This is a genomic window from Clostridia bacterium (assembly GCA_026414765.1).
Lineage (GTDB): Bacteria > Bacillota > Clostridia > Acetivibrionales > DSM-27016 > SKW86.
This window is the reverse complement of record JAOAIJ010000022.1, coordinates 86,924-109,098: the sequence shown is the minus strand read 5'-3', so window position 1 is coordinate 109,098 and position 22,175 is coordinate 86,924. Positions and strand designations below refer to the sequence as shown.

Sequence of the window (22,175 nt, the reverse complement as noted above, 5' to 3'; positions counted from 1 at the left end):
TTTAGAAATATTTATACCAGGTAAAAGCTAAATCAATGATTTCGTATGGAGAATCTTATGGCTAAGTTTGTTTTCAAGCTTCAAGCTTTGTTAAACGTAAAAATACAAATGGAAGACAATTTAAAGAATGAATTGGGTAAAGCTGTCCAAAAGCTCGAAAGAGAAAAGGAGCGGCTCAGGAATATTGAAAATGAACGTGATGAATATATTAATAAAGTATGTGGTGAGTCCAGTAAAGGTATTATGGTAGGAAAACTAAAAGAATACGGTTCGTACATTTCTTTTTTAAAAGAAAAAGCAGAACTTCAGAAAGAAAATATAAACTATGCACAAAATGTTGTCGATAGATATAGAGAACAGTTAATAAAGGTTGTACAGGAAAAGGAAATGCTTGAAAAGCTTAGAGAAAAAAAACATAAGGAATACTTAAATGAACAGCTCAGGGAAGAGCAAAAAATAAATGATGAAATAACCAGCTATAAGTATAATAAAATCTTGGTAGGAGAACAAGATGGCTAAGACTAAGGAAAAGAATACCGGAAGCCCCACACCGCAAGGAAGCGAAAACCAGAAAGGTAAAACAAACGGATTTGTATTCGGATTACTGGCGTTTTTGGTTGCAACGCTTATAATGACTGCGGTACTAGGAGGGGCTTTTTATATTGTAATTCATAATAATTTAAACGGTCTTGCGGATAAATACAGGCCGAACATTCAAAAAATTCCAGTATTGAAACTTGCACTGCCTAAGCCCCTGAATCCTGACGATGACAAATTTATGACAGAAGAAGAGGTCAGAAAGAAATATAGAGAATTGTTGAAAACGCGTGATGAACTAAAAAAACAGTTGGATGATGCAAATAAAAATGTAAAAGATTTGCAGCAGCAAAAAGATGAGAAAGAGAAAATAAAGGCAGAGAGTGAAAAGATCAGGAAGGATGCTGAAGAAAAGCAGAAGCAAATTGAGGAAAGAAGCAAACAGCTTGATGAATTGAAGAAGAAAATAGATGACCTTATTGCAAAAGGTGATAAGGAAGGTTTTAAGCAGTATTTCGAAACAGTTGACAAGGAAACGGCAGCAAAAGTATATGAAGCTGTAATGAAAGAAGAAAAAGCAACTCAAAAAGCTATAGAATTTGCAAAGCTATATGAAGCAATGGATCCATCTGCATCGGCACAGATTTTCCAGGAACTTGGAAATTCCAAAATGAGTCTTATAGTGGAAACACTTAAGAATATGAAAAAAGCAGTTGCATCTGAAGTGTTGGCAGCAATGGAACCAGATTTTGCAGCCAAGGTAACGGAAAAACTCAAGACTGCATATGTAAAATAACAACAAAATGTTGAAAGGGGGTGAAAAGATGCTTAAGCAAAACTATACAGTGGATTTCATGTCAAAAGTCTCAAATGCCCAGCAGACGATAATCGATTTTAAGAAGCCGGAAAGCACAGGTAAGACAGGATTTCCACAGTTTAAGGATATTCTGGAAGGTACGCTGAACAGACCATATTCTAAAGTAACCGGCACAGATAGCAATATTAATAAACCTGAAACAAAAAGGAAAGATAGTAATGATACTGACAAAGGAACGTATATGGATCAAAAGCCTCAGTTCAGAAGTTTTAGGGAAGTTAATAGCGCTGTTAACCATGAAGCAAAAATGCAAAAAGTAGAAAGCAAAGCAGCTTCTGGAACTTCAAAAACTGAGGAAGTAGAGCATAACGATAAAGCCGGAGAGCCAAAGGAGATAACAAAATCGGATGCTGTTTTGGAAAGCCTTGCACAGATACTGGGAGTTACGACAATTGAACTGACAAAGATTCTTGAAAGCGTAAATGTAAAACCTGAAGAACTCACAAATGTAAAAGATATTGAAGCGGCAGTAAATAAACTTGCTGAATTAGCGAATTTTACTGACATGCAGAAAAGAGTTCTTTCTGAGATAACGGGCTCACTTGGAACCATACTTGAACAATATTCTGCAAAAGAAACAAGTACGGTATTAAAGGATACAGGCAGCGAAAAAATCCATGAGGCAGAAAACATAGTTTCTGCAAAAGAACTTGAGGAGAAGGAAAACTGGATAGAAGTTAAGAATGTAGACTTAACAGTAGTAGATAATAACAAGCCTTTACAGGAGTTCCAGGCTATAATGGCAAGGCTTAAAACCAAACTGGAGGAGCTGGCAACTAAACTTCAGAACAATCCGATAGAATTCAAGCAGGAAATAAATGAGGAAATAAAAGCTTCATTTATTAAGAATCTTGGAAGCGAAAGCCTACCGGAGACTTCTGATTCCAGTGCAAAGCAGGACGAATCAGAAGAAACGCAATTACCTGTAAATCTAAGTGAAAAGCCAGGCAAGAGTGATAAGGCGGCTGAGAAAGAAACAAAAAATGAATCCGGTAATGCTAAGGGTGATGATAACCAAGCATTTTCAATGACAAGAAACCCGGAAGCCAAAAGTTCAATAATTGAAAGCAGTAAAGCAGATAATTTGAACAGTGTACAGTTAAACAATCACCCGGAAATACAAAACCAGAAGTCTAATGTACATGAAGCTGCAAAGGTAATTAAAGACAGCAGCATACCTAAGAGTGAGATTATTGAACAGGTAGTACATAAGGCAAAGGTTGTACTTACCGGAGATAAGTCTGAAATGGTAATGGACCTGAATCCAGAAAGCCTCGGGAAACTCTCCTTGAAGGTAGTAACTGAAAGAGGGATGGTTGTTGCCAAATTTGTAGCGGAAAGTCAGCAGGTAAAAGAGGCACTTGAGGCAAACATGCAGCTTTTAAAAGATTCACTGGAAAAACAGGGCCTTGCAGTACAGGGGTTCAGTGTATCTGTACGTCAGGATTCGCACAAGGGTTTTGGCGGCGAGAGACAGTATGAAACCGGAAGAAAAGATGATGGCTCAAGAAACGGTATTACTGGCGGTATAAACGTCAATAATGAAATCAATCTTGAAAAGGTACAAAAAACAAATCCTTATGCATGGACAGACAGTCAGATAAATCTGACAGCATAATCCGTTTGGGGGTATTAAAGTGGCAGTAAACAGTGTAGGTAACCAAAAAACAATACAACAAATAATCGATGACAGTGCAAAGAAAACCAGTGACCGAAATACCGGTACGCTTGGGAAGGATGATTTTCTGAATCTCCTGGTTACTCAGCTGAGATACCAGGATCCTTTGAAACCTGTAGACGATAAGGAATTTGTTGCACAAATGGCTCAGTTCAGTTCTCTTGAGCAAATGCAGAATATGAACAGCAGCTTGTCACAGTCACAAGCATTCAGTCTGATAGGCAAACGTGTAACTGCTAGTCTTGTGGATGATGTCACAAAAGAATCCAAACCTATAGAAGGCGATGTAACAAGTGTAAAGGTTGATCATGGCAAGGTCTATGTAGTAGTAAAAGGCAAGGATATCCCGATTGAGCGGATTTCTGACGTTACAGAAGGATATGGAGCTTCAGAATCAAATCTATCTAATCACACTAGTCTGATTGGATCAGAAGCCGGGGGAGCTGTATATGATCCTGAAACGGGAGATATTGTAATGGTTAACGGCATAATTAAGTCGCTGCAAAAGGGTGTTTATGAAGATTATGCAGTTATGGACGGTGTAAATGTTGATGTATCCCAGATAATTACTCCAGGAGGGGAAACGTCTGCTGACTCAAATTACATGAAAGAGTATCTCGCAATGAATAAAGGCAAGGTAGTTACAATAGAAATCGTAGACAGAAATACTGATAAAAGGGTTGCTGTCAGCGGGGTACTGAAAGATTATACAATAGATGCTTCAGGCAGGATAAAGGCTACTCTTGATCAGTTAGGGGTACCTTTGACAAGTGTATCAAATATCAGCAGAACTCAAAGACCGAATATATCAACTTATACTAATCTTATAGGCTACAATGCATCAGGAAGTGTACATGACCAGAAGCGGGAAAATATCGTTGGTGTAAATGGAGTAGTTTCTTCAATAAAAGCCGGTGTATATGAAGATTATGCTGTAATGGACGGTATAAATGCTGAGGTAGTGGAAATAGCAGACGGAACAAGATCAACAGATCCGGGCTATATTAATAATTACCTTGAACAGCATAAAAATGGTGCAGGTGAAGTATCACTGGTAATAAAAGATCCTGTTACCGGACAAAAAGTAACGGTTAAAGGTAAGTTGGGAAGTTATGAAACGGTTGGAGGAAAAATAAAGGCAGTTATTAACCAGGTTGATGTTCCGGTAGACAGCATAACAAATGTTAAGCCGTCCGGGACATAAAATGTGGGAGGAGTTTTTATGGTTGTGAACAATAAGTTCATGAACAATATAGGTAGAATTCAAAATTCCCCTTTAACTCCTGCAGTACAAAAGCCAAGTCAGCATACAGGAGATTTTGGAAAGATTCTCCAGGATAAAATGAGTCAGAATCCAGGTGTTAAGTTTTCCAAGCACGCCGAGATGAGACTGCAGGCAAGAAATATAAATCTGACAGATGTACAGAAGGAGAAAATTGGAAGTGCTGTTGACAAAGCAGAAGCAAAAGGGGTTAAGGAATCTCTTGTAGTAGTTGATAATATTGCATTTGTTGTAAACGTGAAGAATAGGACAGTTATTACCGCAGTAAACAGCAACGAACTGAAAGAGAATGTGTTTACCAATATTGATGGGGCAGTATTCGGCTGAGGAAGCTGAGAATTCTATTAAGATTATGTAAAATTATGTCGATATACTAATTAGTCATAGAAAAGACTGTAGCCGGACCCTTTCGGGAGGCTACCTATTCCGGACTGACAGAAGGAATAGAAAACGAAGGAGGTCGTATCTTTATGATGAGATCTATGTTCTCTGGTGTGTCAGGATTAAGAGCACATCAGACAAGAATGGATGTCATAGGTAATAACGTTGCCAATGTTAACACAGTTGGATTTAAATCAGGTAGAGTAACCTTTCAAGAAGTATTCAACCAGACCCTAAAGGGTGCAGGAGCTCCAGACCAGGCTACAGGCAGGGGTGGTCAGAATCCGATGCAGGTTGGTCTCGGTATCGGTGTAGGTGCGGTCGATACTATAGTAACAAGAGGAAGTTTGCAGAGGACAGATAACCCTACCGACCTTTCAATTGAAGGTGAAGGCTTTTTTGTAGTACAAGGCGGATCAGGCGACACATACAGATTTACTAGGGCAGGTAACTTTGGTGTAGATAAGCTTGGTAATCTGGTAACCGGTAACGGTATGAATGTTCTTGGATGGCAGGAATATACAAGAAATACTGATGGCTCATATGAATATAATACAGAAAAAACAATAGAGCCTATAAACCTTTACTCAGATAAATACAATAAAAACAAAAGAATGATAGCTGCAAAAGCTACAGCAAATGCAGTTTTTGCAGGTAATCTGAACGCAGGAGCATCCGCTTTGGGAGCATCTGCTACAGTAGCAGATGCACAATTTTCTGTTCCTATGACTATATATGACTCTCTTGGAAATGATTATAAAGTAAATGTAAAATTTTGGAAAGTTAGTTCGACCGGTGGTTCAGGTGGAATTACAAATTGGAATTGGTCAATAGATACCGGATCAGGACCTAGTACATCAGGTTCAACAGGTACAATACAATTTGATACAGAAGGAAAAATCATAGTAGGTTCAGGCAATACACCTTCTGTAACATTTAGCCCTGCATCGTCAGTTGGGGCGAGCGATTTCCCGGTAACACTTGATTTTACAAAGCTTACAATGTATGCTGCAGACAGTTCCGCAAAACCTACTAACATTGACGGATATCCGACGGGTAATCTGGTTACCTTTAATATAGGAGCGGATGGGGTACTGACCGGAATATACAGTAACGGCCAGCAGCAGCCATTGGGAATGGTAGCCCTTGCAAGTTTTGAAAACCCGGCAGGCTTGCAGAAGGTAGGCGACAACTTATTTATACCGACAACTAACTCAGGTGATTTCAAAAAAGGGTTAAAGGCAGGTTCTGAGGGTGTGGGTATGATGAATCCCGGTACACTGGAAATGTCAAATGTTGATTTATCTAAGGAATTTACAGATATGATAGTTACACAAAGGGGTTTTCAGGCTAACAGCAGAATAATTACCACCTCTGATGAAATGCTTCAGGAACTGGTAAATTTGAAGAGGTAATATTGAGATGAAGTAAGATATGGCCGTAGGTTGCAGGCAAATAAATACTGCAGCCTACGGCAAAATTATATTGGTTGAATAATTGCGCAAAGTAATATATTTTCTCCAGCTTAAACGTAAATAGCATGTAGCATTAACTTACTTGTGATAATGTAAATAATTAGTACATTTTAGCTAAAATGCACATATTTTAGGGTGATTTAGAAAATTTCTATTGAGTTTTTATAGTAAAAATATTATCATTAGATTAATAAAGTTAAATGGGTGAGGTTTGTCCTTATAAATACGTGGACATGATGTAGAAAACATACCATTTATAAATTATAAAGGCTTTTTTTAGTAGTTTTTGATAAAAACAACAATAACGGTATATATTTTGTAAGGTGTAAAGTATTGAAGAAATATGTTGGTTAATGATAGAATATAGACGGAGTTTTTAAAATAGATATTTATAAAAGTGCTCTTTAATTAATCAGATAGATATAGTATTACAAAGGATTACTTGTTTTATTTACGCAAAAGATAAAGGGGGCATAAACATTGGAGGGCAAAGGAAGCTTTTTTAATATAGTCCTTTTACTTATAGTCGCATTTCTTACTCTAACCCTTGCTGCATTGGCAGGTTATGTCTTTTTAGGTGGAGGCTCCAAAACTACTGAAAAAGTTGTTGAGAAAGCTCACATTGAAGTGCCAAAAGACGAAGACCTGGTTTCTTTAACAGTATTTGAAGAAGGCAAACCTGAGTTATTTAATCTCAAAAATGAAAATAAGGATTCCGGTGTATTACCTGTAATTCAGGTGAGTATTGAACTTGAGTATTTTAAGAAGGCTCCTAAGGGAAGCAGCATCAAGGATACAGCTCTCAAAGTGCAAGCTTATCAAAAAAAGATAAAAGAGCTGATAGGTACATACTTCATGAACAGGACACTGGAGGAAGTAAAGCAGCCTGATGCAAAGAAAAAAGCTGCTGAGGAGTTGAAGAAAGCCATAAACGAGCTTATCAACGAGAATGAAGAAGATAAAAAGGATATAATATACGAGATTACATTTGAAAAATGGTTTTATTCCTAGGGGGTGTTTAGATGGGGGATATACTGTCACAAAATGAGATAGATGAGCTCCTAAAAGCCCTGAATACCGGAGAAATTGATGTTCAGCAGATGCAAACCACGACTCAGGAAAAGAAAGTCAGAAGCCATGACTTCAGAAGACCGAGCAAGTTTGCAAAGGATCATATTAAAACTCTGCAGATAATTAATGATACTTATGCACGTTTGATAACCAACTTCCTATCGGGATATCTTAGGACACTTGTACAGGTTGAGGTTGCGAATGTTGAGGCAGTATCATATTATGAATTCAACAACTCCATATCAAACCCGGTAGTTTTAGCAGTAGTAGATTTTACCCCACTCACTGGATCAATAATATTTGAAATATCGCCCGCTATTGCATATGCTTTGGTAGACAGGATTTTGGGTGGCAAGGGAACTATGATTGACAAGGTTAGGGGTTTTACTGAAATAGAACTGGCAATCATAGAGCGTATTGTCATACAAATACTGAATCTGATGCGAGAACCCTGGGAAAATGTAATTGCAATCAGACCTAGACTGGAAAAGATAGAAACCAATGCACAGTTTGCACAGATTATTTCACCAAATGAAATGGTCGCGTTGGTTACCTTCAATGCCAGAGTAGGAGAGGTTGAAGGTATGATAAATATCTGTATACCCCACATGGTTGTAGAGCCTATAGTTCCTAAACTAAGTACAAGATTTTGGTTTTCCACGATAGAAAAGGAAGTAACAAGAGAAACAAAAGATACTATAGAGATAAAAATCGAAAATACAAAAGTTCCTGTAAGAGCGATTTTAGGAAAAACAATAATCAATGTAAATGATTTTATAGAACTACAGCCCGGTGACGTAATGCCGCTGGATACCAGTGTAAACGGAGAACTTGAAATAATGGTGGGAGATTTGCTAAAGTTCTATGCTAAGCCTGGTGTAAAAAAGAACAAGGTGTCTGTAAAGATTACTGAAGTTGTGAGAAGGGAGGACGAGTAAATGGGTGATATGCTTTCACAAGCTGAAATAGATGCTTTACTAAACGGAACCTCTATAAGCAGCAGTGACAGTGCCATGACAAATGAAGGAGAGGATCTTTCAACACAGGAAGTCGATGCCCTTGGAGAAATCGGAAATATAAGCATGGGGACTTCTGCAACTACTTTATTCACGTTGCTTGGTCATAAGGTGCTTATAACCACACCTAAGGTAACAATAACTTCATGGGATGAAATGGCAAAGCAATACGGTTCACAATATGTGGCTGTAAGAGTAGAATATACTCATGGACTGGTTGGTAGTAACCTTCTAATAATGAGGGAAGCAGACGTAAAGGTAATTACCGATTTAATGATGGGTGGGGAAGGAAACAATACTTCAGGTGATCTGACAGATTTGCATTTGAGTGCAATCAGTGAGGCAATGAACCAGATGGTAGGGTCTTCCGCAACCTCTATGTCATCAATGTTTGACAAACGCATTGATATATCACCTCCAAAAGCTTTTGTGATGCAGTTTGATTCTGCTCAACCGTATATTGATTTTGATACTAGCCAAAAGCTAGTAAAAATAGCTTTCAAAATGGAAGTAGGGAGCCTCATAGATAGTGAAATTATGCAGCTTATCCCTATAAAGTTTGCAAAAGATCTGGTAGATAACCTGCTGAATGTAGATATAGAAAGCCCTGCACCTGAACCTGCACCACCACAGCGTATGGCGTCTTCACAGCCTCAGCCCGGATATCCTCAAATGGAACAACACCAAACACCGGCACAGCAAAACGGTTATTACCAGGAACCACAGTATGGGCAGCCCCAGATGCCACCCCAACAGGGCTATGGCGGATATAATGAACAAGGAACTATGTATTATGAACAACCCAGAAGCAGGGGACCGGTTAATGTTCAGCCGGCACAATTTCAAGCTTTTGATGACAGCAGGATTTCCATTGAAAAGAAGAACATCAGTCTTATAATGGATGTTCCGTTACAGGTGACAGTTGAACTTGGTAGAACAAATAAATTGATTAAAGATATACTTGAGTTTGGACCGGGATCAATAATAGAGCTTGACAAACTGGCAGGCGAGCCTGTAGACATACTGGTAAATGGAAAAGCAATTGCAAAGGGTGAAGTTGTAGTTATAGACGAAAGTTTTGGTGTAAGGATAACTGATATTATTCATCCTTCAAAAAGGCTCTAGTTAAAGGTGTGGAAAACAAACAGAAATACATAAACTCATTGATTGATTTATGATTGTAGACCATAGAAACACAATTTAGATAAACTATAATTTAAGGAGAGGGATACGTAATGGGGAAAAGAATTCTAATAGTTGATGATGCTGCTTTTATGAGAATGATGATCAGAGATATCCTGGGTAAAAACGGATATGAGGTATGCGGAGAAGCAGAAAACGGAGGAAGAGCAATACAACAGTACAAAGACCTGATTCCCGATCTGGTTATTATGGACATTACAATGCCTGAAGTAGATGGCATACAAGCTGTCAAGGAAATAAAGAAGATTAATGCAGACGCTAAAATTATTATGTGTTCAGCTATGGGACAGCAGGCTATGGTTATAGAATCCATTCAGGCTGGAGCAAGGGATTTTATAGTAAAGCCCTTCCAGGCTGAAAGGGTAGTAGAAGCAGTTAAAAAAGTACTAGGATAAGAGGGTAAATAATGTTTTTTCAGGTTGTCGGTGTCCTATTAGCGTTTGGATCTATTTTATTTCTTGCAGTAATATTTACCAGGCTTTTAGCAGGTAAGACCAAAAGAGCTATGAAGGGGCAGTATATAAATATAGTTGAAACAGTTAGTCTGGGGCTTGATAAGCAGATTCATCTTCTGAAAGTGGATAATCAGTTTGTGTTAATAGCAACTGCCGGAAAAACCGTTGAGTTTTTGACAACTGTTACTTTAGACAACTACGAAGAAGATGAAACACAGACCAACACCAGTAATGTCTTTGATTTCAAGGCATTATTCGATAAATATATACAAGCGTATAAAGAAAAAAAGACTGAGAAGACTCAGACAGGAAGATCTGAAAATAGAAATAGCAAAAAGCAAAGTGAAAGTGATGAAGATATAGCCAGTCCGATAGAAGGAGAAACTTTCAAATCAAACCTTGACAGATTAAGGTCTATGACCAATCTAATGTATAAACAAGGTAAAATAGATGGGGATGACGGTACAAATGAAAAATAGGAGGATATACCTTCAGATTCTAATTATTAGCATTATCTTAATAATTTTTACATCCGTCTCTTATGCAGACACAACAGTTCCTTCTTTTAAATTCGGGTTTGATATAGAACCATCACAAAACCCAAAAGATGTATCTACAAGTGTACAAATTCTGCTTATGCTTACAGTTTTATCGATTGCTCCGTCGATTCTGATTATGATGACCTGTTTTACAAGGATTATCATAATACTTTCCTTTTTAAGGAATGCACTGGGAACTCAGCAGATGCCGCCGAATCAAGTTTTGATTGGGCTAGCTTTGTTTTTAACCTTCTTTATTATGGCCCCTGTGGGAACTCAAATAAACAATGAAGCATTCCAACCATATACAAAGGGGCAAATAAGTCAGCAGCAAGCGATAGACAAGTCATCAAAGGTTATTAAAACCTTTATGCTGAAACAAATGAGGAAAAGTAATGAAAAGGACCTTAAATTATTTATGAATCTGGCTAAAATCAAATCACCGGTGAAACCTGATGAATTACCTTTAACTGTAGTAGTGCCGGCTTTTTTGGTGAATGAGCTGACTGTAGCTTTTAAATTTGGATTCTTAATATTCATACCTTTTCTCATAATAGACCTTGTTGTATCAAGTACACTGATGTCAATGGGAATGATGATGCTTCCACCGGTAATGATATCATTACCTTTTAAGATACTACTTTTTATTATGGTTGGCGGCTGGGGACTGGTAATACAGTCAATTGTAGGAAGTTTCACTATGTAACAGGGGGGAAGAAACATGGACCAGGGGATGATAATATCACTGGCACAAAAAGCTCTTAATATAGTTCTATTAGTTTCTGCTCCTATGTTAGGATTAAGCCTGATAGTGGGAATAGCTATAAGCATTTTTCAAGCGACTACACAGATACAGGAACAAACTCTTACGTTTATACCTAAAATATTAGCTGTTATTGCAGCAATATCATTATTTGGGTCATGGATGCTACGAGTACTGATAGAATACACACAAGATTTATATTTAAATATAAATAACTATATACACTAAGGCGCTGGCCGCAGGAGCTAGGCAGCAGGTATACCTATTGCCCACAGTCTATAGCCCAAAGCCGATGACCCTACAGTTTTGGAGGGGAGTCACTATTGTTTATTCCGGTTGATTTATTCTTAAGTGGCTTTGATTCGTTTTTACTTGTTTTTGTGAGGATGACAGGGTTATTCGTAATAGCACCGATATTTGGGAGAAGAAATGTTCCTACCTACTTGAAGATAGGGTTTGCATTTTTTCTAGCAATAATTCTTGTTAGTAATGTTTCTTTGCAAAAACCTTCGCAATTTGATAATATATATGGCTTTCTCCTGCTAGTCTTTAAAGAGTTTATGGTAGGTATTACACTAGGATATATTTCGTACTTGATTTTTACTGCGATATATATTGCCGGACAGCTTATTGATATGCAGGTAGGCTTTGGTATGGTAAACGTACTTGACCCTGTTAGCAATATACAGATTCCCATAACATCAAACTTTTACTCAATAATAAGTATGTTAGTGTTTCTGATGCTAAACGGACATCATGCATTAATAAAAGCTTTATTTGATAGTTATGAATATGTTCCCTTGGGGGGGGCTGTTTTTAGTGAAGCTTTGCTAAATGATGTAATAAGGATTTTTTCTGAAGCCTTTGTCCTGGGTTTTAGGATAAGCGCACCGATTCTGGCTGCAATACTGATTACGGATATTGCATTAGGCGTTATTTCAAAAACAGTACCTCAGCTAAACGTGTTTGTTGTAGGTATGCCATTAAAGATCATACTTGGTCTTTTGATTATGATAGTTACTATTCCTGCATTTGTTGCTTTTATCGAAGTGTTGGTTAATGGAATGAATGGAGAGATGTTTAACTTCATGAAGCATATGGGAAAGTAACACATGGAATTCAGTGACCGGGTATTGGAAGTGGAGGCTGGATGTTTGGGGCTAGAAAAAGGAAATATTTCAAATATAAAGAATTTGAATTTAAATATTAGGATCAACCTCCAGTTATTTGCAGCTGACGGTAAGACTGAAAAAGCTACACCCAAAAAAAAGCAGGATGCAAGAAAAAAGGGACAGGTCTTACAAAGCAGGGAGATTACAACTGCAGTTGTCCTTATTTTTGTATTTATTGGACTGAGGATATTTGGAAAGAACATTTATGAGGAAATGACGGTTTATATGAAAAGGGTCTTTTCTGAATATCCGAAGATTGACGATTTGTTTACGGTTAATGTATTGGCCAAGCTATTCATTGAGGGAATGACGGTATTTTTAAAGACAACAGCTCCAATTTTTGCTATAGCTTTAGTAACTGGATTAATCGCAGGATATGCTCAGGTTGGTTTTTTGTTTACAATGGAAACTCTTGGCTTTAAATTTAGCAGAATAAACCCACTGAGCGGACTAAAAAGAATTTTTTCAATGCGTTCTGTAGCGGAACTAATAAAGTCGATATTTAAAATTGCTGTTATAGGCTATATAGCATATTCATATCTGAAAGGTGAGGAAAGAAATGTTATAAATACAATGAATATGGAGCCTATGAACATAGCTATCTATATTGGAACTACATCAATAAATGTTGCCATAAGAATATGTGTAGCTCTTATAATACTGGGTATATTTGACTACGCATATCAGTGGTGGGAGTATGAGAAAAGTTTAAGGATGACCAAGCAGGAAGTAAAAGAGGAGTATAAACAGGTCGAAGGTAATCCGGAAGTAAAGGCTAAAATAAAACAGAAACAAAGGCAGATTTCGATGAGGAGAATGATGCAGCAAGTGCCGCAGGCTGATGTAGTAATTACAAATCCTACACACTTTGCTGTTGCGATAAAGTATGATGCGGCAATATCCGATGCTCCTGTAGTAATCGCAAAGGGGCAAGATTTTATAGCTCAGAGGATTAAGGAAGTAGCCAAGGAAAACAATATAGAAATTGTTGAAAACAAGCCATTGGCAAGAAATCTTTTTGAAACGGTAGAAATCGGGCAGTCCATACCCGCAGATTTATATCAAGCTGTTGCAGAGGTATTGGCATTCGTTTATAGCATGAAGGGAAAAGAAAGAGCAGTGTAATTACTAAAGATGGGGGGAAGTCAAATGAGGCTTGGGAATTATGCAGTTCCAGCAATACTTGTAACTATAATACTGGCTATCATTGTTCCTATACCCGAATTTGTTCTGGATTTTCTTCTTGTAATAAACATAGCAATTACGCTTATTTTAATGCTTAATACGGTATATCTAAAGAGTGCTTTAGAACTTTCATCTTTTCCTTCGCTGCTTGTTGTTACTACTTTATACAGGCTTACACTGAATATAACTGCGATGAGGCTTATACTTTCAACTGGAGAAGCTGGGGATATAATTGCCGGCTTCGGAAATTTCGTAGCAGGAGGAAACATAGTTGTAGGTTTTGTTATGTTCCTCATAATAATGATTGTAAACTTTTTGGTAATTACAAGGGGTTCTGAGAGAGTTGCCGAAGTTGCTGCAAGATTTACCCTTGATGCTATGCCTGGTAAACAGATGGCAATTGACGCAGATTTGAATTCAGGACTGATTAACGAGACTGAAGCAAAGGAAAGAAGGAGAAATATTCAGAGGGAAGCAGATTTTTATGGAGCAGTGGATGGTGCCAGCAAGTTTGTAAAAAACGATGCTATAGCAGGTATTTTGATAACAGTCATTAATATTATCGGTGGTTTCATAATGGGTATGGTGTTTATGGAGATGGAAGCTATGGAAGCCCTATCTACATTTACTATATTGACAATAGGTGATGGCCTCGTGAGTCAGATACCGGCAGTTATGATATCTACAGCGACAAGTATTATCGTGACCAGAGCGGGTTCAGATGCCGAAATGAGTCAGGATATACTGAAGCAAATGTTTTATAACAAAAAGGTTATGTTTGTAGCTTCAGGAACCTGTGTCATCCTGTCATTTTTCTTACCGACAGTGCCTTTTTTGATAGTTGCAGTAATACTGGCTATTGTCGGTGTTAGATTGAAAAATCAAGAAAAAGAAGCTATTATGCAGGAAGAGGTACAGATACAGGAAAGTGAAGTTGAAGATATAAGAAAGCCAGAAAATGTAGTTTCGTTGTTGCAGGTTGACCCAATTGAACTTGAGTTCGGCTATGGTATTATACCGCTGGCAGATGTCAACCAGGGAGGGGATCTGCTTGACAGAGTTGTAATGATCAGAAGGCAGCTTGCACTGGAACTTGGAATGATTGTTCCTATAATAAGATTGAGAGATAATATTCAGTTGAGTCCAAACGAATATATTATCAAAATCAAAGGTGTTGAAGTATCAAAAGGTGAAATAATGATAGATCATTTCCTTGCAATGAATCCCGGAATGGCTGAGGAAGAACTCGATGGAATAAAGACTACTGAGCCTGCATTCGGACTGCCTGCCATATGGATAAATGAAAATCAGAGAGACAGGGCAGAAATGTATGGATATACAGTTGTAGATGCACCGTCTATAATTGCGACACATTTAACGGAAATTGTGAAGAAGTATGCGCATGAACTTACAGGAAGACAAGAAGTTCAGAAACTGATAGATAATATCAAGCAGAATTATCCTGCTATAGTAGACGAGCTGATTCCTAAGATCATGACCATAGGAGAAATACAAAAAGTACTGGCAAATCTCTTAAAGGAAGGTGTCTCCATACGTGATATGGTAACAATACTTGAAACGCTGGCGGATTATGCTCCGATAACTCATGATGCGGATATGCTGACAGAATACGTAAGACAGGCTCTCGGAAGAGCTATTTCAAAGAAATTTATAACCGACAGCAAATCAAATGTAATAACATTAGACCCGCAGCTTGAGCAGATGATAATGGACTCGCTGCAGAGAACTGAGCATGGATCTTATCTGAACCTTGATCCCGGTACGACAAACAGTATAGTGAATAATTTGTCAAAACAGGTGCAAAGACTCCTTCAATTAGGCCAACAGCCTGTAATTCTTGCTTCTCCGGTTGTAAGGCTTTACTTTAAGAGGCTTACAGAACAGGTTATGCCAGGACTTATAGTATTATCATATAATGAACTTGACCCTAATATAGAAGTTCAATCAGTAGGGATGGTGAATGTCTAAAGATGAAAATAAGGCGTTATCTGGGAAACAATACCCAGGAAGCAATACTAAAAGTTAAAATGGATTTGGGAAACGAAGCAATTATTCTTAATACAAGAAAAGTCAGAAAGAAAGGGATACTTAACATATTTTCCAAGCCAATGATAGAAGTGTTAGCAGCTATTGATGAGGACTATGGCAAAAAGGAATCACTTCAGAAAGATGCGGCTGCCGGCAGGTCTGCGCCAAAGAATGCAGGTGAAATACAGAAACCTGTCGTTACCAATGTCCTGACAGAGAAAGCAGAAGAAAAAAATAATTTCGACAAAAAAGAGGAAAAAATTTCGGAATTAGAGAATAAAGTAAATAGTATGGAATCTTTGCTGAAAAAAATATACGAACAGATGCAGCCAATGGCACAAAAGGCTGAAAAGCAGCAAGATGTAGAGGAAAAAAAGCCTTCAATGCCGAATGTACTTCAGTTGTTTTATAATAATCTTGTAAAGAATGAAGTGGATGCAGAACATGCAAAAAAGTTTATTAACATAGTTAAGGAAAAGGTAGGCTCCAATGCGAGTGTTAATGAAACGGCGTCTCTTTTATTTAACATTATTTCAGGTGCATTAGGTAAGCCGGATACCATTAAGCTCAGAGAGGATGGGAAGCCGACTATAGTTATATTTGTAGGTCCTACAGGGGTAGGAAAAACAACTACACTTGCAAAGATTGCAGCCAACTATTCATTAAACCAGAAAAAGGAAGTAGGTCTTATAACCGCCGATACTTATAGAATAGCAGCAGTAGAACAACTAAAAACCTATGCAGAGATTTTGGGTATGCCTGCAACAGTAATATATTCTATAAATGAAATAAGTGATGCAATAAGCGCATTTTCAAATAAGGACATAATACTTATAGATACAGCAGGGAGAAGCCATAGAAACAAATCACAGTTTGAAGAGTTGAAAACTTTAGTCGCAGCTTCCGAAGCAAATGAGATTTATCTGGTATTGAGTGCTACGACAAGCAACAGCAACTGTAAAGAAATAATAAACAACTATAGTTTTCTCAAAGATTACAAATTAATATTTACGAAATTGGATGAAGCCCCGGTAGCTGGAGTGATACTGAACTCAAAACTATGGACAAACAAAGAACTATCTTATGTAACAACCGGTCAAAGTGTGCCTGACGATATTGAAGTTGCAAACACCGAAAAGATAACAAAACTATTATTGGGGAGCATATCTTAAATGAGGGATCAGGCAGATAAATTAAGGCAAATAATTGAAAACCTTAAGGCCAGACAAGCTGCAAATCAGGCTAACCTGCTGGAGAACTTCAAAAAGAAGTCTGCAAAAGTAATAACAGTAACCAGCGGCAAGGGTGGAGTCGGAAAAACGAATCTGACCATAAACCTGGCTATTGCCTTAAGTGAGATAGGATACAGGGTGGTTATACTTGATGCTGACTTCGGATTGGCAAATATTGATGTTTTGTTTGGCATTATTCCTCAACATACTCTGGTTGACGTTATACACAATAGGAAAAACATACTGGAGGTTTTGTGTGATGGGCCTAAAAACATAAAGTTTATTTCTGGGGGTTCGGGAGTAGAGGAACTTGTCCAGATAGAAAAGAAGCAGTTGGACAGATTTATAGAAAATATAGCATTATTGGATAAACTTGCAGATATTATACTGATTGATACGGGAGCAGGTCTTTCCGACAACGTTATGAGCTTTGTAATGGCAGCCGACGAGGTTCTTCTTGTAACTACTCCTGAACCTACGTCGATCACCGATGCATACGCTTTAATAAAGATGGTATCAAACAGGGACAAGGAAAAGATTATCAGAGTAGTTGTCAACCGCGCAGAAAGTCAGGCTGAAGCAAATGATATACTGAGCAAACTGTCACTTGTAGCTGAAAAATTCTTATCACTGAGACTTAACCCGCTGGGATATATACTGCAGGATGAAATGGTTATTAAGGCTGTAAAACTACAGCAGCCATTCATGATAAACTTTCCGAAAAGTCAGGCTTCAAGGTCTGTAAGAGACTTGTCGAGGAAATTGGGGGAAGACAGGGAGAAAAAAGAAGATAATGGTACAATCGGTATAAAAGGATTTGTCAGCAGGCTTGTCAACTTCCTTAATTCATAGGATAGAGAGTGAAAATACAGTATTGGGAATCAGGGTGTGTTATAAATGAAGCTTACTGAATTGACTATAGGAAACAAACTGGAACTGGAACTCTATGACAATGAAGGGAAAACAATAAAGCCCACCTTCGTAAGTGAGCTTGAATGGGTTGAAGATGAAAATATAGCTGTGATAGCGGCTCCAATATATGAAGGTATCATATATCCCGTTCCTATTGGTACTTATATGGAAGTGTACTTTACACGAAAGTATGAGGATTCAGGCAGGATAGAAATGTATAAATTCAGGGCAGAAGTGTTGGGTAGAAAGACAATTGATAACATAGCAGTATTAGAAGTTGAAATATTAAGCGAAATTGAAAAGATACAAAGACGGCAATTTTTCCGGTTTGAATGCTCAATTCCGATAAAGTACAGACAAGCAGTTTCATTTATTAGTGAGCATAATAAAGGGATTCAATATAAAAAGACATATACAAGGGATATAAGCGGCGGCGGGTTATGTTTTGTTACAGAAGAAAAGCTAGAAATGAATAAGATTCTGGAAATAGAACTGACATTGGCAGAAGATGATGTAAGAAACTTTTTCGGAACTATAGTAAGGGTAATAAAGCTTGAAGATACCGACAGACACTGTTATGAGATAGGAATTCTTTTCAGGAAGATAGATAACAAGGATAGGGAAGCTATAATAAAATTTATTTTTGTAGAGCAACGAAAACTAAGAAAAAAAGGGTTGATCTAAACATATGATCAAAGGGCTTCAAGAAGAGATAAGAGTATTAGTTGTAGATGATTCGGCCTTTATGCGCAAAGTTATATCCGATATTCTTAAAAGTGATCTGAGCATTAAAGTAATTGATACTGCAAAAAATGGAGTAGAAGCTATAGAAAAGGTCAAGGAACTCAAACCGGATGTTGTTACTCTTGATGTTGAAATGCCGATAATGGATGGGTTGACCTGTTTAAAAGAGCTTCTTAAGACCTCATATATTCCTGTTGTTATGTTGAGCAGTGTCACCAAGGATGGAGCAGAACAAACTATCAGAGCGCTGGAAGATGGGGCTGTGGATTTCATTACAAAACCTTCCAACATTTTTGAGATGTCCAGTGATGAAAAGAAGATAGAAGTAATAGAAAAAGTGAAAATTGCAAAAAATTCGACAAGAATTACTCAACAATGCATAAAAAGCTTACATATTAAGCCAAAAAGTGATATAGTTAAAAGTAGTGAAATAAAAAATATAGTTGCTATCGGAACTTCTACAGGGGGGCCGAAAGCTCTTCAGGATGTTATACCGCTTATCCCTGGAAATGTTCCGGCTGCTTTTCTGGTAGTGCAGCATATGCCGCCGGGGTTTACCAAATCACTGGCAGAGAGGTTGAACTCTTTAAGTGAAGTGACTGTAAAGGAAGCTGAAGACGGTGAATTTATAAAACCAGGATACGTATATATTGCGCCAGGCAGCTATCATATGCTGGTAGAGAAAGACAAAAATAAAAATATAAAAATAAGGCTGTCTCAATCTCCTCCTGTGGGAGGCCATAGGCCGGCAGTAAACGTAATGATGGAGTCCCTTTCCAATACAGGACTTACAAACCTTATAGGCGTAATAATGACAGGTATGGGCGGGGATGGAAGTGAAGGGGTTAAGCTGATAAAGAATGTCAATAAAGGCTATATAATAGCCCAGGACGAAAAATCTTGTGTTGTATATGGAATGCCAAAAGTAGCAGTTCAGACGGGTGTAGTAGATGCTGTAGTTCCGCTGAAGAGTATTACAAAAGAGATAATGAAAATTGTGGGGGTGCATAAGTAATGGATATGTCTCAATACCTTGAAATCTTTATCGAAGAATCAAAGGAGCACTTGCAGGGATTAAACCAATCATTACTTCAATTGGAGCAGAATCCTAATGATGACGCAATGCTGAATGAAATATTCAGGGTTGCACATACATTAAAAGGTATGTCTGGTACTATGGGCTTTGCAAAGATGCAAAAGCTTACACATGATATGGAAAATGTTTTACATGCTTTGAGAAGTAATGAAATTAAAGTATCCACAAAACTGATTGATTTACTTTTTAAATGTCTGGATGCACTGGAAAATTATTTGAACAACATAATTAATTCAAGCAGTGAAGGAAGCAATGAGTATAAAGAGATCATTCAGGCCCTCAGTGATATACAAAAAAATAAATCCGCTGAGAATATTGTTATTGATTCACACAATGATAAAGAAACTGCTGTACCTTTCACGGAGAGAAGTGATTCAGGACATGCAACCGCTGATATTCACATAAATCAATATGACCAAAATGTAATTAATAAAGCTATAGAAATGGATATGAATGTATTTCAGACTACAATTATACTTAACAAGGGATGCGTACTTAAGTCTGCCAGAGCTTTCATCATATTCCAGACGCTTGAAAGGCATTCTGAAATAATCAAGTCGAATCCGAAGGTTGAAGATATTGAGGATGAAAAATTTGATTATGAATTCACTGTAGTCATTATTTCAAAAGAGAGCAAGGAGCTTTTTGAAAAAGAATTGAATTCAATTGCTGAAGTCGAAACGGTAATAATTAAGACTTTGGAAACAAAAGCAATAGATGCATCCGAAACAAAGACCGAGGATGTGAAAACGGAACGTGTAGTGATTGAAGATAACGGTAGTGAAGCTGCGAGTGATGAAAAAGACGATGGAAATGCAAGTAAGGCTGCTAGTATAGCCAAAAAGGCAATGACAGGAAAAACAGTCAGGGTTGATATAAACAGACTTGATATTCTGATGAATCTTGTAAGTGAGTTGATTATACAAAAGACCAGATTGGAAGGTATAGAAAATATTGACCGTACCTCCACTTATAATGAGGCACTTGAGTCCTTAGAGAGAATTACGACTGATTTGCATGATGCAGTTATGAAAGTCAGGATGGTTCCCGTAGAAACTGTTTTCAACAGATTCCCAAGAATGCTGAGAGATATTTCAAAGGAACTGGGTAAGGAAATAAACCTTACTATGTCAGGTGAAGAAACAGAACTTGACAGAACTGTTATAGACGAAATAGGAGATCCTTTAATCCATCTTCTAAGGAATTCAGTAGACCATGGAATAGAGCCTCTGGAAAAAAGAAAAGAATTAGGAAAACCAAGTGCAGGACAGATAAGCTTAAAAGCATACCAGGATGGGAATAACGTTGTTATTGAAGTATCTGATGACGGACAGGGAATGAATGTAGAAAAGATAAAGAAAAAAGCTATCGAGAAAGGTTTAGTAAGTAAGGAGATAGCAAGTAATCTTTCACAGAAGGATGCTATAGAGCTTTTGTTTAAACCTGGTTTCAGCACTGCCGATCAGATAACAAACCTGTCAGGCAGGGGTGTTGGGCTTGATGTAGTAAAAACAAAAATAGAGTCGTTGAATGGTAATGTTGAAATAGAAACTGAAATGGGCAAAGGAAGCAGAACTATAATTAGACTTCCGCTTACACTCGCAATTATCCAGGCGTTACTGGTATTGATAGGTGAAGAAAAGTATGCAATACCCATTAGTTCCGTCAGTTTGATAAAAAACATTTCTCCTGATGAGATAAAAATGGTTCAGAAGCAAGAGGTCATTCTGTTGAGGAATATGGTTGTACCTATTATCAGATTGGATAAAGTACTTGAAATACCAAGAGAAGAAAAAGTACAGAAGCAGCTTACTGTTGTTATAGTTAAAAAAGGTGATAAGCTTTCAGGCTTCCTGGTAGATTCGGTATTGGGACAACAGGAAATAGTAATTAAGTCTCTTGGAAAGCTACTGCAGGGAATAAAATCAATAGCAGGTGCTACGATCCTTGGAGATGGAAATGTTGCCCTTATCCTTGATGTAAATTCTTTAGCTTAATAGGGAGGTAAGAATATGGAAGCAAATACTGTATCGGATACTAAGCAATTTGTAGTTTTCAGGCTAGGGCAGGAAGAATATGGCGTTGATATTCAGAAAGTAACTACAATAGAGCAGGTTAAGCATATTACGAGAGTACCAAAGACCCCTGATTTTATAAAAGGTGTAATAAATTTAAGAGGAGATATAATACCTATTATGGATCTCAGAAAGAGATTCAACCTCCCAACTGTTGAGGATACTGAAGAAACCAGGATAATAATTATTAAACTTGAAGATATATTTATAGGAATAATAGTAGATAGCGTTGCAGAGGTTCTTCAATTGACAGAGGACTCAATAGAAAACATTACTCACTTCAGCAATGATTTATCATTGGATTATCTTCTGGGGGTAGGCAAAGTTGATGACCGCATAGTAACTTTGCTCAATATAGAAAAACTGGTGAAATTTGAAGATTGATTATACACTGAAGTTCTTATTCCGAAATGTTTTGAAAATCATCAGTGGT

General features: G+C 37.5%; 22 protein-coding genes. All 22 read left to right on the top strand.

Annotated elements, in window-relative coordinates; translation table 11 throughout:
- Positions 1 to 57: 57 nt before the first annotated feature.
- The 22 genes from fliJ (at position 58) to N3I35_09410 (ending at position 22,126) form a co-directional block, all read left to right on the top strand.
- Entirely contained in the window at positions 58 to 519 is a 462-nt protein-coding gene (fliJ, locus tag N3I35_09515) for a flagellar export protein FliJ (protein MCX8130322.1), read from the top strand.
- Positions 512 to 1,333 carry a DUF615 domain-containing protein gene (locus N3I35_09510; protein ID MCX8130321.1) on the top strand — a complete coding sequence of 274 codons (822 nt, stop codon included), beginning with the start codon at positions 512 to 514 and terminating at the stop codon, positions 1,331 to 1,333. Before fliJ ends, N3I35_09510 begins: the two co-directional genes overlap by 8 nt.
- Positions 1,334 to 1,361: 28 nt before the next feature.
- Complete coding sequence (locus N3I35_09505; GenBank protein MCX8130320.1) at positions 1,362 to 3,032, top strand: flagellar hook-length control protein FliK; 1,671 nt, start codon at positions 1,362 to 1,364, stop codon at positions 3,030 to 3,032.
- Positions 3,033 to 3,051: 19 nt separating this feature from the next.
- Positions 3,052 to 4,296: a hypothetical protein gene (locus N3I35_09500; GenBank protein MCX8130319.1), complete on the top strand. Its 1,245-nt coding sequence runs from the start codon at positions 3,052 to 3,054 to the stop codon at positions 4,294 to 4,296.
- An 18-nt stretch (positions 4,297 to 4,314) separates the two neighbouring features.
- Positions 4,315 to 4,701: a flagellar biosynthesis protein gene (locus tag N3I35_09495; protein ID MCX8130318.1), complete on the top strand. Its 387-nt coding sequence runs from the start codon at positions 4,315 to 4,317 to the stop codon at positions 4,699 to 4,701.
- Between the two features lie 143 nt (positions 4,702 to 4,844).
- Positions 4,845 to 6,170: a flagellar hook protein FlgE gene (locus N3I35_09490; GenBank protein ID MCX8130317.1), complete on the top strand. Its 1,326-nt coding sequence runs from the start codon at positions 4,845 to 4,847 to the stop codon at positions 6,168 to 6,170.
- Between the two features lie 540 nt (positions 6,171 to 6,710).
- Positions 6,711 to 7,241, top strand: coding sequence for a flagellar basal body-associated FliL family protein (locus N3I35_09485; GenBank protein MCX8130316.1), 531 nt, complete (start codon positions 6,711 to 6,713; stop codon positions 7,239 to 7,241).
- Positions 7,242 to 7,252: 11 nt separating this feature from the next.
- Positions 7,253 to 8,239: a flagellar motor switch protein FliM gene (gene fliM, locus N3I35_09480; protein MCX8130315.1), complete on the top strand. Its 987-nt coding sequence runs from the start codon at positions 7,253 to 7,255 to the stop codon at positions 8,237 to 8,239.
- A complete protein-coding gene (fliY, locus tag N3I35_09475; protein ID MCX8130314.1) occupies positions 8,240 to 9,442 on the top strand; it encodes a flagellar motor switch phosphatase FliY in 1,203 nt (400 codons plus the stop codon).
- Positions 9,443 to 9,552: 110 nt separating this feature from the next.
- Positions 9,553 to 9,915, top strand: a complete 363-nt coding sequence (locus N3I35_09470) for a response regulator (GenBank protein ID MCX8130313.1) — start codon at positions 9,553 to 9,555, stop codon at positions 9,913 to 9,915.
- Positions 9,916 to 9,926: 11 nt separating this feature from the next.
- Positions 9,927 to 10,454 (top strand): flagellar biosynthetic protein FliO, encoded by a 528-nt coding sequence (locus tag N3I35_09465; GenBank protein MCX8130312.1) that lies wholly within the window; start codon positions 9,927 to 9,929, stop codon positions 10,452 to 10,454.
- Positions 10,444 to 11,220, top strand: a complete 777-nt coding sequence (gene fliP, locus N3I35_09460; GenBank protein MCX8130311.1) for a flagellar type III secretion system pore protein FliP — start codon at positions 10,444 to 10,446, stop codon at positions 11,218 to 11,220. Before N3I35_09465 ends, fliP begins: the two co-directional genes overlap by 11 nt.
- Positions 11,221 to 11,235: 15 nt before the next feature.
- Entirely contained in the window at positions 11,236 to 11,505 is a 270-nt protein-coding gene (gene fliQ, locus N3I35_09455) for a flagellar biosynthesis protein FliQ (GenBank protein ID MCX8130310.1), read from the top strand.
- A 95-nt stretch (positions 11,506 to 11,600) separates the two neighbouring features.
- Positions 11,601 to 12,386: a flagellar biosynthetic protein FliR gene (gene fliR / locus N3I35_09450; GenBank protein ID MCX8130309.1), complete on the top strand. Its 786-nt coding sequence runs from the start codon at positions 11,601 to 11,603 to the stop codon at positions 12,384 to 12,386.
- A 45-nt stretch (positions 12,387 to 12,431) separates the two neighbouring features.
- Positions 12,432 to 13,574: a flagellar biosynthesis protein FlhB gene (gene flhB, locus N3I35_09445; GenBank protein ID MCX8130308.1), complete on the top strand. Its 1,143-nt coding sequence runs from the start codon at positions 12,432 to 12,434 to the stop codon at positions 13,572 to 13,574.
- A 24-nt stretch (positions 13,575 to 13,598) separates the two neighbouring features.
- Positions 13,599 to 15,623: a flagellar biosynthesis protein FlhA gene (gene flhA, locus N3I35_09440; GenBank protein MCX8130307.1), complete on the top strand. Its 2,025-nt coding sequence runs from the start codon at positions 13,599 to 13,601 to the stop codon at positions 15,621 to 15,623.
- A 2-nt stretch (positions 15,624 to 15,625) separates the two neighbouring features.
- Positions 15,626 to 16,855 (top strand): flagellar biosynthesis protein FlhF, encoded by a 1,230-nt coding sequence (flhF, locus tag N3I35_09435; protein MCX8130306.1) that lies wholly within the window; start codon positions 15,626 to 15,628, stop codon positions 16,853 to 16,855.
- Positions 16,856 to 17,767, top strand: a complete 912-nt coding sequence (locus N3I35_09430; GenBank protein MCX8130305.1) for a MinD/ParA family protein — start codon at positions 16,856 to 16,858, stop codon at positions 17,765 to 17,767.
- Between the two features lie 45 nt (positions 17,768 to 17,812).
- Positions 17,813 to 18,511 carry a flagellar brake protein gene (locus N3I35_09425; GenBank protein MCX8130304.1) on the top strand — a complete coding sequence of 233 codons (699 nt, stop codon included), beginning with the start codon at positions 17,813 to 17,815 and terminating at the stop codon, positions 18,509 to 18,511.
- Positions 18,512 to 18,515: 4 nt separating this feature from the next.
- Positions 18,516 to 19,586 carry a chemotaxis response regulator protein-glutamate methylesterase gene (locus tag N3I35_09420; GenBank protein MCX8130303.1) on the top strand — a complete coding sequence of 357 codons (1,071 nt, stop codon included), beginning with the start codon at positions 18,516 to 18,518 and terminating at the stop codon, positions 19,584 to 19,586.
- The gene (locus N3I35_09415; GenBank protein MCX8130302.1) at positions 19,586 to 21,664 is read left to right on the top strand and encodes a chemotaxis protein CheA; all 2,079 of its coding nucleotides are present in this window, start codon (positions 19,586 to 19,588) and stop codon (positions 21,662 to 21,664) included. Before N3I35_09420 ends, N3I35_09415 begins: the two co-directional genes overlap by 1 nt.
- 15 nt (positions 21,665 to 21,679) lie before the next feature.
- Positions 21,680 to 22,126: a chemotaxis protein CheW gene (locus tag N3I35_09410; protein MCX8130301.1), complete on the top strand. Its 447-nt coding sequence runs from the start codon at positions 21,680 to 21,682 to the stop codon at positions 22,124 to 22,126.
- Positions 22,127 to 22,175: the final 49 nt, after the last annotated feature.

Bases quoted from the DNA above. Each gene is read 5' to 3' on its own strand.
- fliJ (MCX8130322.1), top strand. From the start codon at position 58: ATGGCTAAGTTTGTTTTCAAGCTTCAAGCTTTGTTAAACGTAAAAATA.
- N3I35_09510 (MCX8130321.1), top strand. From the start codon at position 512: ATGGCTAAGACTAAGGAAAAGAATACCGGAAGCCCCACACCGCAAGGA.
- N3I35_09505 (MCX8130320.1), top strand. From the start codon at position 1,362: ATGCTTAAGCAAAACTATACAGTGGATTTCATGTCAAAAGTCTCAAAT.
- N3I35_09495 (MCX8130318.1), top strand. From the start codon at position 4,315: ATGGTTGTGAACAATAAGTTCATGAACAATATAGGTAGAATTCAAAAT.
- N3I35_09490 (MCX8130317.1), top strand. From the start codon at position 4,845: ATGATGAGATCTATGTTCTCTGGTGTGTCAGGATTAAGAGCACATCAG.
- fliM (MCX8130315.1), top strand. From the start codon at position 7,253: ATGGGGGATATACTGTCACAAAATGAGATAGATGAGCTCCTAAAAGCC.
- fliY (MCX8130314.1), top strand. From the start codon at position 8,240: ATGGGTGATATGCTTTCACAAGCTGAAATAGATGCTTTACTAAACGGA.
- N3I35_09470 (MCX8130313.1), top strand. From the start codon at position 9,553: ATGGGGAAAAGAATTCTAATAGTTGATGATGCTGCTTTTATGAGAATG.
- N3I35_09465 (MCX8130312.1), top strand. From the start codon at position 9,927: ATGTTTTTTCAGGTTGTCGGTGTCCTATTAGCGTTTGGATCTATTTTA.
- fliP (MCX8130311.1), top strand. From the start codon at position 10,444: ATGAAAAATAGGAGGATATACCTTCAGATTCTAATTATTAGCATTATC.
- fliQ (MCX8130310.1), top strand. From the start codon at position 11,236: ATGGACCAGGGGATGATAATATCACTGGCACAAAAAGCTCTTAATATA.
- flhA (MCX8130307.1), top strand. From the start codon at position 13,599: ATGAGGCTTGGGAATTATGCAGTTCCAGCAATACTTGTAACTATAATA.
- flhF (MCX8130306.1), top strand. From the start codon at position 15,626: ATGAAAATAAGGCGTTATCTGGGAAACAATACCCAGGAAGCAATACTA.
- N3I35_09430 (MCX8130305.1), top strand. From the start codon at position 16,856: ATGAGGGATCAGGCAGATAAATTAAGGCAAATAATTGAAAACCTTAAG.
- N3I35_09425 (MCX8130304.1), top strand. From the start codon at position 17,813: ATGAAGCTTACTGAATTGACTATAGGAAACAAACTGGAACTGGAACTC.
- N3I35_09420 (MCX8130303.1), top strand. From the start codon at position 18,516: ATGATCAAAGGGCTTCAAGAAGAGATAAGAGTATTAGTTGTAGATGAT.
- N3I35_09415 (MCX8130302.1), top strand. From the start codon at position 19,586: ATGGATATGTCTCAATACCTTGAAATCTTTATCGAAGAATCAAAGGAG.
- N3I35_09410 (MCX8130301.1), top strand. From the start codon at position 21,680: ATGGAAGCAAATACTGTATCGGATACTAAGCAATTTGTAGTTTTCAGG.